At 71.5% G+C, this 11,851-nt stretch carries 10 protein-coding genes; 4 read left to right on the top strand and 6 right to left on the bottom strand.

All coding sequences use genetic code 11. From position 1 onward, the window contains the following. Positions 1 to 22 precede the first annotated feature (22 nt). A complete protein-coding gene (locus KBX26_RS21940) occupies positions 23 to 853 on the bottom strand; it encodes a DUF3152 domain-containing protein (protein WP_210866309.1) in 831 nt (276 codons plus the stop codon). A gap of 138 nt (positions 854 to 991) precedes the next feature. On the opposite strand from KBX26_RS21940, the gene KBX26_RS21935 reads away from it, so the two are divergent. Both KBX26_RS21935 and KBX26_RS21930 read left to right on the top strand, forming a co-directional pair. Further along, positions 992 to 1,492 (top strand): SigE family RNA polymerase sigma factor, encoded by a 501-nt coding sequence (locus tag KBX26_RS21935; RefSeq protein WP_210866308.1) that lies wholly within the window; start codon positions 992 to 994, stop codon positions 1,490 to 1,492. Continuing rightward, positions 1,489 to 2,250, top strand: a complete 762-nt coding sequence (locus tag KBX26_RS21930; protein ID WP_210866307.1) for a hypothetical protein — start codon at positions 1,489 to 1,491, stop codon at positions 2,248 to 2,250. The genes KBX26_RS21935 and KBX26_RS21930 overlap by 4 nt, the downstream gene beginning before the upstream one ends. A gap of 14 nt (positions 2,251 to 2,264) precedes the next feature. Here KBX26_RS21930 and KBX26_RS21925 read toward each other — a convergent pair whose 3' ends face one another. Next, positions 2,265 to 5,042, bottom strand: a complete 2,778-nt coding sequence (locus tag KBX26_RS21925) for an ATP-binding protein (RefSeq protein ID WP_307857878.1) — start codon at positions 5,040 to 5,042, stop codon at positions 2,265 to 2,267. Between the two features lie 202 nt (positions 5,043 to 5,244). Between KBX26_RS21925 and KBX26_RS21920 the strand changes: the two genes are divergently transcribed. After that, positions 5,245 to 6,696, top strand: coding sequence for a M28 family peptidase (locus KBX26_RS21920; protein ID WP_210866306.1), 1,452 nt, complete (start codon positions 5,245 to 5,247; stop codon positions 6,694 to 6,696). A gap of 60 nt (positions 6,697 to 6,756) precedes the next feature. Here the strand turns inward: KBX26_RS21920 and KBX26_RS21915 are convergent, their stop codons facing one another. Next, positions 6,757 to 7,455 (bottom strand): SDR family oxidoreductase, encoded by a 699-nt coding sequence (locus tag KBX26_RS21915; protein WP_030332460.1) that lies wholly within the window; start codon positions 7,453 to 7,455, stop codon positions 6,757 to 6,759. A 150-nt stretch (positions 7,456 to 7,605) separates the two neighbouring features. Between KBX26_RS21915 and htpG the strand changes: the two genes are divergently transcribed. Further along, a complete protein-coding gene (gene htpG / locus KBX26_RS21910; RefSeq protein ID WP_210866305.1) occupies positions 7,606 to 9,534 on the top strand; it encodes a molecular chaperone HtpG in 1,929 nt (642 codons plus the stop codon). A 95-nt stretch (positions 9,535 to 9,629) separates the two neighbouring features. On the opposite strand, the gene KBX26_RS21905 is transcribed toward htpG, so the two are convergent. The 3 genes from KBX26_RS21905 to KBX26_RS21895 form a co-directional block, all read right to left on the bottom strand. After that, complete coding sequence (locus KBX26_RS21905; RefSeq protein ID WP_210866304.1) at positions 9,630 to 9,995, bottom strand: hypothetical protein; 366 nt, start codon at positions 9,993 to 9,995, stop codon at positions 9,630 to 9,632. Between the two features lie 121 nt (positions 9,996 to 10,116). Continuing rightward, entirely contained in the window at positions 10,117 to 11,304 is a 1,188-nt protein-coding gene (dinB, locus tag KBX26_RS21900; RefSeq protein ID WP_081883864.1) for a DNA polymerase IV, read from the bottom strand. Between the two features lie 57 nt (positions 11,305 to 11,361). Further along, positions 11,362 to 11,832, bottom strand: coding sequence for a VOC family protein (locus KBX26_RS21895; protein ID WP_209444557.1), 471 nt, complete (start codon positions 11,830 to 11,832; stop codon positions 11,362 to 11,364). Between the last annotated feature and the right edge of the window lie 19 nt (positions 11,833 to 11,851).

Below are 11,851 nucleotides of genomic sequence, written 5' to 3'. Positions count from 1 at the left end.
TGGCACACCGCCGCCGACGGTCTCAGCGCGCCGGGTAGCCGCCCTCGCGCCGGGGGATCTCGTCGTCGTACGCCCCGACCGGGCCGCTGTAGCGGGTCTTGCCCTTCGGGTACGGCCAGGCGTTCGCGGTGCAACCGTGCAGGCCCAGCGTCTGCTGCTGCATCACCGGCGCCGCCCGGCCCCGCCCGGGGCACCGCTCGTGGCCGTACCCGAGTTTGTGTCCCACCTCGTGGTTGACCATGTACTGCCGGTAGGTGTCGAGGCTCGCGCCGTACCGCGGCACCCCCTTGACCCAACGCGCCACGTTGAGCACCACCCGGGCACCGTTGCGGCACGAGGTGTAGGCGTCCGGCACGTCCTGGCAGAGCGTGTCACGGGTGCCGGGGGTCGCCAGGTAGATGGTGAAGTCGGTCGGTTCACCGGCACCGACCCGGCGCAGCCGCCACGCCCCGCCCGCCGTCCACCCGCGCGGGTCGTTCAACGTTGTGGTGATCGCGGTCGCGATGTCAGCCGTCGCCAGGCCCTGGATGTCGCGCTCCACGGCGACCCGGTAGCGCAGCAACCGGCCGCCCGTCGCGCGTCCCGGCGTCGTCTCGCCCGACGCCACCGACCAGCGGTTACCGCCGGTGGCGGGGTAGGTCACCGGGATGACCGCTGGGGAACTGGACCGCACCTCGGTGGTCGCGCTCGGCCGCCCGGCGGGTGTCGCCGGCCCGGCGGGCAGCTCTCCGGCGGCGACCGGCTCGGTGGCCGGTTCCCCGGCGGCCGGCAGACCGCATCCGGTGAGCAACACCATCACCAGCAGCGACGCCATCGATGCGGGACCCCAGCGGCGGGTAACCTTCGTCGACATGTCTCTCCCCTCGCGCAACGCTCAGTGGTGGCGCGGAGGAGAAGACGGGTGACCGGGGCGAAAAGTTGATGTGACCCAGCGCTCAACCTTTTGCCGGCCCCGCCCGTCTCTAGCTCTGTGGCACGGGGAGGGTTCGCGGTGGCGCGGGGGGACGCGGATTTCGTGGAGTTCGCGCGGGCGGCGTCCGCGCGACTGGTGCACGCCGCGTACCTGATGACCGGCGACCACCACCAGGCCGAGGACGCCGCGCAGACCGCGCTGGTCCGTACCTACGCGTCGTGGTCACGGATCCACGACGACGACGCCTACGGGTACGCGCGCCGCACGCTGGTCAACCATCTGGTGGACGGGTGGCGACGGCCGATGCGGGAGTACCCGACCGACGAGGTGCCGGAGCAGCGGCGTGACGACGTGGCCGACGACGTGGCAACCCGGCGCTGGTTGATCGCCATCCTCGGTGCGCTCAGCCCTCGGGAGCGCGCCATCGTCGTCCTGCGCTACTACTTCGACCTGCCGGAGGCGCAGGTGGCCCGGGAACTTTCGGTATCCGTCGGCACCGTCAAGAGCACCAGTTCGCGGGCTCTGGAGAAGTTGCGCAGCGCCACCCCCCGGATGGCCGATGAGGAGGCGCGCCGATGAGCGAGCTGGAACGGCTCCGCCACGCCATGCGGGCGACCGAGCGTCCCGACGCGGGGCTCGATCTGAGCGCCGTGATGCGCGAGGGACGTCGGTTGCGTACCCGTCGGCGCGTCGCCGCGGCCGGGGCGGCGACGCTCGCGACCGGCCTGGCCGCCGCGGTCGTCGCGGTGGCGGTCGGCGTGTCCGGGCCGGGCGATCCGACGCCGACCGAGCCTCTGCCACCGGCCGCTGTCGCTCCACCGACGGTCGCTGACTCGCCGTCGGCGCAGAAGTCGCCGGACCGCACGGCACCTCCGACGCTGGCCAGCGACACGCCACTGGCGAAGCCGTTGGGCCAGTTGGTGGACAGCGGGGTACGGCACGGCAGTGAGCGCCGCATGTACTACTTCGTCCCGGTGTCCGTGCCCGGCGTACCCAAGGTGTCCATCGGCCTGGCCGCCGGTCGCCAAACCACCGGCGGCTCGCTGACCACGGACCTCCTGGTCAACGACGTCGAGGGCAGTGACCGCAGCGCCGGGTTCCACCAGATCGGCTACGACGAGGGGTCTGCCGCCGCGCCGGTGCCCACCTTCGGCTACTTCGTCGGCCCCGCCAAGCGGATCATCGGCACCGTCGACGGTCGGCAGGTCGACGCCCGGGTGACGCGGTGGAGTCTCGACAGCCAGGTGGTGATCTTCTGGTTCGATCCGGCGCACCTCACCCCGGGGGAGCGGCTGGACGGCATCATCGCCCGCGACGGCGGCGGCCGTCGACTCTGACGCGCTGCCGCCGCTCAGGCCAGCCGACGCTCGATGGTCACCGTCGTCCCCTCGGCGGTGGAGACCAGTCGCACGTCGCCGTAGGCGTTCATCAGCAGCGCGCCGCGCCCCCGGTCCATCGCCGGTCGGCGGTCCCGCCAGGTGCCGAAGTCCCGTACCGAGATCCGGACCAGGCCGCCACCCAGTTGGACGCGCACCCGCACCTCCGGGCGGCTGGGCCGCTGCGCGTGCTCGACGGCGTTGTTCATGGCCTCGGAGGCGGCGAGCAGGAGATCCTCCAGGACGTCCGGGTCAACGTCCAGCTCACCCAGGGCGCCGCGCACGTCCCGACGCAGCGCCGCCGCCGAGGTGGGTTCGGACGGGTACGTCCACCCGACGTCCAGGAGATCGCCCAGTACGTCCGGGTCGGCCGGCGTCGGCGGAAGCACCGCCGCGTCGCGGACGGGTTCGACAGCCGGGTCCGCCGTGACGGGGCCGACCGGGGCCGGGTGCGAAGGGGGAGCGGAGGCGGCGACGGTCGCCGGTTCGCCGCCGAGGGCCGCCGCGGGGGTACGGTCGCGGGCCCGGCGGATGCTGGCCCGGATCCGGGCGACCAGCTCGGCTGCGGCGAACGGCTTCACCAGGTAGTCGTCGGCGCCCAGGCTCAGGCCCTCCACGCTGGCCTCACCGCCGGCACGGGCGGAGAGCACCAGCACCGGCAGCGCCCGGGTCGCCGGGTCCGCCCGGAGCCGGCGCACCAGGTCGAAGCCGTCCATCACCGGCATCATCACGTCGGTCAGCACCAGGTCCGGCAGGTCGCGGTGGATCTCGTCGAGGGCCTGCTGACCGTCGGTGACCTCCCGCACCCGCCAGCCCTGCGCGGTGAGCAGCCGGGTGAGGTACGCCCGCATGTCGGCGTTGTCGTCGGCGAGCAGGATCCGGGCCCCGGCCAGCTCATCCGTGGTCGTTCGGGTCGCGGGGTCGGGTTCGGTCACCGCGTCGCTCGGTTCGGTGAGCCAGCCCACCGCCTCCTCGACGGCGGCCCGGGCCGCGTCACCCCGCCCGCCGACCGTCGGGCCGCTGACCGCGGTGCGGTGCGTCGCCGACCACGGCAGCGTCACAGTGAACCGGCTGCCGACGCCCACCTGGCTGGTCACTCGGACGTCGCCGCCCTCCAGCCGGGCCAACTCGTGCACCAGGGCCAGACCGATGCCCGTGCCCTCGTGACTGCGCGAGCGGGCGCCGCGTACCCGATGGAAGCGTTCGAAGAGTTTCGGCAGGTCCCGTTCCGCGATGCCGATGCCGGTGTCCGCGACGGTGAGACGCACCTCCTCGTCGTCGGCGTCGAGGGTGACCCGGATGCGGCCGATGAACGTGTACTTGAGGGCGTTGGAGAGCAGGTTCGTGACGATGCGTTCCCAGTTGACCGGGTCGACAGAGACCGGCCGGGGCAGCGGTGGGCAGCTCACCTCGAGGGTCAACCCGGCCCGCTCGACGGCGGCCCGGAACACCCCGGCGAGCTCGGCGGTCAGCGCGGCCAGGTCGACCACCCGGGCGTCGCTGCGCGCCCGCCCGGCCTCCAGGCTGGAGAAGGTGAGCAGGCTGTTGACGAGCGTCAACAGTCGCGTCGCGTTACGCCAGCCGGTCTCCACCCGCTCCCGCTGCACCGGTGCCAGCGGCGCGGTGGCGTCGGTGAGGGCGTCGGTCAGCGGGCCGAGGATGAGGGTCAGCGGGGTACGGAACTCGTGGCTGACGTTGGCGAAGAAGTCGGTCTTGAGGCGGTCCAGTTCCGCCATCGCCTCGATGCGGCGCCGCTCCTCCTCGTACTCCTGGGCGTTGCGCAACGCCACCGAGATCTGCTGGGCGAGGAGCTGGTGGAACGAGCGGTACGCCTCGTCGAGCCCACGGCTGGGGCTCACCCCGGCGAGCAGGACGCCGCGGGGCTGACCCTCGTCGGCGGAGGACAGCGGCAGCGCCAGCGCGGTGCGGACCGGGTCGTCCCACGGGCCGGCGGGCAGCGGCAACCGGTCGGCGACGTCGGTCACCTCGGTCGCCCGGCCCTCGGCCGCGTCCGCCAGCCCCCATCCGTACGCGGGCGGGCCCGGGTCGGTCAGCTCGACGGCGTCCGGCAGGGTCTGGGCGTGCCGCCGGTCGCCGCCGGTGCAGGCGATCCGGCGCAGTGTCGTGCCGTCGCGCAGGTAGATGGCGGCGAACGGCACGTCCAGGGGGTGGTCGTCGATCACGCCGACCAGCCGTGCGCCGGTGGCGTCCACGTCGACGGTGCGCCCGTCGCCGAGCACTGACAGGTCGCGCAGGAGGCGCAGCCGACGTTCGCCGATCACCTGCTGGGTGACCTCGCTGCACACGGTCAGCACGCCGACGGTGCGCCCGTCGTCGTCGCGGGCGGGGGCGTGCGAGACGCTGAAGTACGCCTCCTCGCGGTAGCCGGCCCGGCTGAGCAGCAGTTGCAGCGCGGGGACCCAGCTGGCCACCGAGGTCGCCATGGCCTCCTCGACCAGTGGGGCGAGGACGTCCCAGACCTCGGCCAGGGTCACCCGCACGTCGTCGCCGAGAGCGGCGGGGTGCTTGTCACCGATCAGCGCCGAGTAGGCGTCGTTGTAGAGCTGGGAGTAGTTCTCGCCCCAGAGCAGCAGCATGGGGTACCGGGAGGAGAGCACCATCCGGACGGCGGCGCGCAGGCTCTGCGGCCATTCGCTGACCGGGCCGAGCGGGGTGCGGGCCCAGTCCAGCTCGGCCATCAACCGCCCGGTTTCGCCGCCGCCGAGGAACAGGTCGCTGCTGGGTCGTGTCACGCTCGATCCGACCCCATCGCAAGCCCCCGTTCCGGGCCTGACGACCCCTGCCGCGTTACCTACCCATCCTGACACTTCTACTCAGCTGTGCTGACGCCGGTACCCACCGTCGAACCGGCGGCGGTTCGGGACGAACGACCGATGCCTAGTACATCGACATCTGTAATTGTCTCGGGTATCCCTCCGACCCCGAGGAGCCCCCATGAGAGGCAGAACGCTGAGCGCGAGAGTCGCGCTCGCCGTGTTCGCCGCGACGACCGTGACGCTGGCCGCCCAACCGGTGACCGCGTCACCCCCGACCGCCACGACGGTGGCCCGGCCGATCGCCGGGTCCGTCGCCGCACTCGCAGCGCCGGACATCTCCGTCAGCAACGTCCAGGCGCACCTGACCCAGTTCAACGCCATCGCCACCAGCAACGGTGGCAACCGACGGGCCGGCTCGGCCGGCTACACCGCCTCGCTCACCTACGTCAAGACCAGGCTCCAGTCGGCCGGCTACACCGTCAGCGAGCAGTACTGCTCCAGTTGCACGTACCCCTCGAACAACCTCATCGCCGAGTGGCCCGGCGGCCCGGCCGACCAGGTGGTCATGTTCGGCGCGCACCTGGACGGCGTCTCGGCCGGTCCGGGCATCAACGACAACGCCACGGGTTCCTCGACCCTGCTGGAGAACGCGCTGGTCCTGGCCGCGCAGAACCCGACGATGACCAAGCGGGTGCGGTTCGCCTGGTGGACCGACGAGGAGCAGGGGCTCAACGGCTCCCGGTTCTACGTCAACTCGCTCAGCAGCACCCAGCGCGGCTACATCAAGGGCTACTACAACTTCGACATGGTCGGCTCGGTCAACGGCGGCTACTTCATCAACCGGGTCACCTCGACCACCGCGGCGCCGCTGAAGGCGTACTGGGACTCCCTGGGCCTGCAACCGGAGGAGAACGTCGAGGGGCAGGGCCGCTCCGACGACTACTACTTCCAGCAGGCCGGCATCCCCACCTCGGGCTACGCCGCCGGGGCCAGCGCCCGCAAGACCAGCGCCCAGGCGGCCAAGTGGGGCGGCACCGTCAACTCCGCGTACGACCCGTGTTACCACCGGTCCTGTGACACCACCGCCAACGTCAGCGCCACGGTGCTGAACCGGGCGGCCGACGGTGTCGCGTACGCGCTGTGGCAGCTCGCCGTGAGCGGCGGGACCCCGAGCTGCACCGGCGGTCAGGTGGTCGGCAACGGTGGCTTCGAAAACGGCAGCACGCCGTGGACCGCATCCTCCGGGGTGATCACCAACTCCAGCAGCAAGCCGGCCCGGACCGGGTCGTACAAGGCGTGGCTCAACGGGTACGGCAGCACCCGCACCGAGACCCTGTCCCAGTCGGTGACCGTGCCGGCCGGGTGCGCCAGCTACACGCTGGCGTTCTGGACGCGCATCGACACCGCCGAGACGACCACGTCCACGGCGTACGACAAGCTGACCGTGCGGATGGGCTCGACCACGCTGGCGACGTACTCGAACCTCAACGCCTCCAGCAGTTACGTCCAGCGCACGCTCAACGTGGCTGCGTACGCCGGGCAGACGGTGACGCTGACGTTCACCGGCACCGAGGACTCCTCGCTGCAGACCAGCTTCGTGATCGACGACGTGACGTTGCAGGCGAGCTGACCGCGTACCCGAAAACGGGCCGCCACCGGTTCTCGCCGGTGGCGGCCCGTCGCGTCGTGGTCAGGGAAGCTGGGGGTAGAGCGCGGCGACACCGCCGGCCAGCCCGGCCTGTACCCGCCGACTGACGTCGTCGGCGACGATCTCGTACGCGTCGGCCTCGACGCCGTCGACCGCGATCTTGGCGATCTCCGCCGGGTCGGACTTCGGGCCGGTGATGTCGGCGGCCATGTCGGTGTCCAGGTAGCCGACGTGCAGGCCGGCGACCCGGACGCCCTGGTCGGCGAGGCGCACGCGCACGCCGTTGGTCATCGACCACTGCGCGGCCTTGGCGACGCCGTAGGCCCCGTGGATCGGGGAGCTGAACCAGGACAGCACGGAGAGCACGTTGAGGATCGTCCCGCCGCCGTTGCCGGCGATGATCGGCGCGAACGCCCGGACCATCGACAGCGTGCCGAGGTAGTGGGTCTCCAGTTCCTGCCGCAGCACGTCCAGGTCGCCGTCGAGGAGGTCGGCTCGGAAGTCGGTGCCCGCGTTGTTGATCAGCAGGTTCACGTCGCCGGCCAGCGCGGCGGCGGCGGCCACCGATGCGGGGTCGGTGATGTCGAGGCGTACCGGCGTCACGCCAGGCAGGTCGACGCGGTCGGGGTTACGGGCGCCGGCGTAGACGGTGGCGCCCCGGGCGAGGAGTTCGGCGGCCAGGTGGCGGCCGAGGCCACGGTTGGCGCCGGTGACGAGGGCGGTGCTTCCAGCGAGCTTCATGGCCGTCACGCTATCCGAGCTGACTTCTGTTGAGCAAAGTCAGCTATCTCACCGGAGCGGGGCGAGCGAATCGGGAATACGACCCGGACGCGCCCACAGCCGGACCGGTGACGACTCGTATCCTTTCCGCGAACCTCCGTACGAGCCGAGATGGGAGACGGTGTGAGCAACCAGGCCGAAACGTTGGAATTCCAGGCCGAGGCGCGTCAGCTCCTCCAGTTGGTGGTCCACTCGATCTACTCGAACAAGGACGTCTTCCTGCGGGAACTCATCTCGAACGCGTCCGACGCACTGGACAAGCTCCGGCTGGCCACCCTCGTCGACAAGGACCTCGTCGCCGACACCGACGACCTGCACGTCGCCCTGGAGATCGACCGCGACGCCCGCACCCTCACCGTGCGGGACAACGGCATCGGGATGACCCGCGACGAGGTCGTCCAGCTGATCGGCACGATCGCCAAGTCGGGCACCGCCGAGCTGCTGCGCCAGCTGCGGGAGTCCGCCGACGCCCACGCCAAGCAGGACCTCATCGGCCAGTTCGGCGTCGGCTTCTACGCCGCGTTCATGGTCGCCGACCGGGTCACCCTGCTGACCCGTAAGGCCGGCGAGACCGGCGGCACCCGCTGGGAGTCCACCGGCGAGGGCACGTACTCGATCGAGGCGGTCGACGAGGCGCCGCAGGGCACCGCTGTGACACTGCACCTCAAGCCGGCCGACACCGAGGACAACCTGCACGACTACACCGTCGAGTGGACCGTCCGCGACATCGTCAAGCGCTACTCCGACTTCATCGCCTGGCCGATCCGGATGAGCGTGGAGCGGCCCGGCGCCGACGGTGAGGCCCCCACCAGCGAGGTGCAGACCCTCAACTCCATGAAGGCGCTCTGGGCGCGACCCCGCGACGAGGTCGACGCCGCCGAGTACAACGAGTTCTACAAGCACGTCAGCCATGACTGGGCCGACCCGCTCGAGGTCGTGCACATGAAGGGCGAGGGCACCTTCGAGTACGAAGCTCTGCTGTTCCTGCCCAGCCACGCCCCACTGGACCTGTTCTCCCCACAGGGCCGCCGTGGCGTGCAGCTCTACGTCAAGCGCGTCTTCATCATGGACGACTGCGAGGCGCTGGTCCCGACGTACCTGCGCTTCGTCAAGGGCGTGGTCGACGCGCACGACCTGTCGCTGAACATCTCCCGGGAGATCCTCCAGCAGGACCGGCAGATCCAGATCGTCCGCCGCCGCCTGGTCAAGAAGATCCTCGCCACGGTCAAGGACCTCAAGGCCAACCACGCCGAGCGCTACCGCACCTTCTGGACCGAGTTCGGCGCGGTGGTCAAGGAAGGGCTGATCGACGACACCGACAACCGGGACACCCTGCTGGACATCCTGTCGGTGGCCTCCACCAACGACCCGGCCGAGCCCACCGACCTGGCCGGCTACGTGTCCCGGATGAAGGACGGCCAGAGCGACATCTGGTACGCCACCGGCGAATCCCGGGCCGCCATCGAGAACTCGCCGCACCTGGAGGCGTTCCGGGCCAAGGGGCACGAGGTGCTGCTCCTCACCGACCAGGTCGACGAGGTGTGGGTCGAGCGGGTCGGCACGTACGACGGCAGGACGCTGCGCTCGATCGCCAAGGGCGAGATCGACCTGGACACCGACGAGGAGAAGCAGCAGGCCGAGGCCGAGCGTGAGCAGCAGCGACAGGAGTTCGCGGCGCTGCTCGACTGGCTGGGGACCACCCTCACCGACAGTGTCCGGGAGGTGCGCCTGTCATCGCGGCTGACCACCTCGCCGGCCTGCGTCGTCGGCGACGCCCACGACCTCACCCCGACCCTGGAGAAGATGTACCGGGCGATGGGGCACGAGATTCCGCCGACCAAGCGGATCCTGGAGATCAACCCCGGGCACCCGCTGGTGTCCGGGCTGCGCAAGGCCCACGAACAGGGCGGCGACCCGGCGGCCCTGACCGAGACCGCCGAGCTGCTCTACGGCTTGGCGGTGCTCGCCGAGGGTGGCGAGCTGACCGACCCGGCCCGCTTCACCCGGACGCTCGCCGACCGGCTGGCCCGCACCCTGTAACCGGCGGCCGACCGACAACAGGTGAACGCTCGGCCGGATCGCCGGCCGAGCGTTCATCTGGGTGGTGCCGGAGCAGCTCGGGTGCCTGCGACCCGTCAGGCCGCGGAGGCGGCCTTCGACCCTCGGTGCGACGCCGCCGGGCCGGCGTTCCAGCCCCATCGCGGCGCCGGCACCGAGGAGTCACGACGTCCGTCCGGTTCGACGTCGTCACTGTCGGCTCCGTCGACGGTCAGCTCGACCGAGGCGGGGGTGCTGCGAGCCAGTCGCAGTGAGTGCTCGGCACCGGCACGCGCCACGCACGGCCACGACTGCCCGGCGCACTGAAGGTTGCGGCACCGGCCCTCGTCGTCCGGCTCGTGTGCGTCCAGCACATCAATCGCCAACTGCCACAGCAGCGGGTCGGTCACGTCGTGCGGACGCTCGGCGGTGCGGCTCGGTCGGTTGCTGGTGTCGTCGGACATCATGGCCCCCCTCGTCAGGCTGTACCCCCCAAGGGTCACCCGTCAGCCGCCAGCTAAACCGCCGACCTGCTGTGATGTGTCTCTGCTCGCAACTCGACCGCGGACGCCGCACGCGTATCGGTCAGTCCGGCAGGAGTGGCATCTCCACCCCCGGCTCCCGGTTGAGCAACACCGCCCGGGTCAGCGCCGCCGATCCGAACCGGTCGCGGACCGCGTCCACCGCAGCGTCCAGATCGGAACCGGCGTCAGGCTGGAACGGCAGCTCAGGCTGGACGGGGTTGTCGTCGAGATTGCCCACCGAGACACCGATCAGAGTGACACCACGGCGATCGATCTCGGGCAGCGCCGCGCGCAGCAGCGCACGCGCGGCGGCGAGCAGTGGCGTGGTGTCCGCCGTCGCCTTCCCCACCGTGTGCGAGCGGGTCGCCCGGGTGTAGTCGCCGAAGCGCAGCCGCAACACCACCGTGCGGCCGGACCGTCCGGCCGCCCGCATCCGCCGGCTGACCCGGTCGACCAGGCCGGCGAGGATGGCCTCCAACTCCGTCGAGGCGTGCGGGGTGCGACTGAGCGCGTGCTGCGCGCCCATCGACCCGCGCCGCCGCCCCACCTGCACCGCCCGGGGGTCGCGGTTGTGCGCCAACGCGTGCAGGTGCCGGCCGGCGCCCGCCCCGAGCATCGACACCAGCGCCGCCTCGCCGAGGCGGGCCACCTCCCCGACCGTACGGATCCGGCGCTCCCGCAACTTGGCGGCAGTGACCGGGCCGACTCCCCAGAGCCGTTCCACCGGCAGTGGATGCAGGAACGCCAGCTCATCGTCCGGCGCGACCACCAGCAGGCCGTCCGGTTTCGCCACAGCGCTGGCCACCTTGGCCAGGAACTTCGTGCGGGCCACCCCCACCGTGATCGGCAGGTGGACCTGGTCGCGGACCTCCCGGCGCAGCCGTTCGGCGATCTCGGCCGGCGGCCCGACCAGCCGCCCCAGCCCACCCACGTCGAGGAACGCCTCGTCGATGGAGAGCCCCTCGACCAGCGGCGTGGTCTGCCGGAAGATCTCGAAGACCGCGCGGCTCGCCGCCGTGTACGCCGACATCCGGGGCGGCACCACTATCGCGTCCGGGCAGAGCCGACGCGCCTGCTGGCCGCCCATCGCGCTGCGGACACCCCGCGCCTTCGCCTCGTAGCTGGCCGCGAGCACCACCCCACCACCGACGATCACCGGTCGGCCCCGCAGGCGCGGGTCGTCGCGCTGCTCGACCGACGCGTAGAACGCGTCCAGGTCGGCGTGCAGGATGCTGGCGCCGGGCGACACGTACACATGTTCGCATGGCGCCCGGCCGATGCGGCAGTGAGCTGGGCGAACGCCCGATCAGTCGAGGCAGAACTCGTTGCCCTCGGGGTCGGCCATGATGAGGTGACCGGCGGCCAACGGGGGAGTGGGCTCGTGCCGGCCGAGGCGCTTCGCGCCGTGCGAGACGAGCCGTTCGGCCTCCGTCTCCAGGGCCGCCATCCGCGCGTCACCGGTCAGCCCGGGGGCGGCCCGGACGTCGAGGTGGACGCGATTCTTCACCTGCTTGCGTTCCGGCACCCGCTGGAAGAACAGCCGTGGTCGCGCGCCCTCGGGGTCGACCACCGCCGACGCGTCGTTGCGGTTCTCCGGCGGCACACCCATCGCCTCCAGCGCCTGGTCCCAGGATTCGAAGTCTCCGGGTGGGGCCTGCACCTGGTAGCCGAGCGCCTCGGCCCAGAACGTGGCCAACCGGGCCGGGTCGGCGCAGTCGAAGGTGATCTGCACGTCGCGGATCACGGCGGATCCCTGGTGTCTGATCTGGTCGGTCATGAACTGAGCCTCTCGCGGA

Source organism: Micromonospora sp. C97, assembly GCF_018070385.1.
Classification (GTDB): Bacteria; Actinomycetota; Actinomycetes; order Mycobacteriales; family Micromonosporaceae; genus Micromonospora; species Micromonospora parva.
The sequence above is the reverse complement of the archived record's forward strand: the minus strand, read 5'-3'. Positions and strand labels throughout refer to the sequence as shown.